General features: G+C 39.0%; 1 protein-coding gene. It reads left to right on the top strand.

Annotated elements, in window-relative coordinates; translation table 11 throughout:
• Window positions 1–45: 45 nt before the first annotated feature.
• Window positions 46–259, top strand: a 214-nt coding sequence (locus E1176_RS19950) for a hypothetical protein (protein ID WP_222933023.1), incomplete at its 3' end; no start/stop codon positions are given.

Here is a 259-nt window from a genome sequence, read left to right as displayed (position 1 = left end):
TTACTCTATTATCTACGTATCTGGTGTTTAGACCGCGTGGTAGAAATGTCGCTTGAGACCAAAGAAGGTATTGACGGCATTTATTACTTGCTTGATAAACTCGCTGATGGCTTTGAGAAAAATCCCGGAATGATATTGAGCCTTATCAGCTACATGATTTCATTACCACGACCCCCTGCACCTTTTCCATTAAAGAAAGTCGAAAGACAATTGCTTTATCCAAATTTTGAAACCATAGACCAGGTTGAGCTATTATCTA

Origin of the sequence: Fulvivirga aurantia (genome assembly GCF_009711475.1) — a bacterium.
GTDB classification, from domain to species: domain Bacteria; phylum Bacteroidota; class Bacteroidia; order Cytophagales; family Cyclobacteriaceae; genus Fulvivirga; species Fulvivirga aurantia.
The sequence above is the reverse complement of the archived record's forward strand: the minus strand, read 5'-3'. Positions and strand labels throughout refer to the sequence as shown.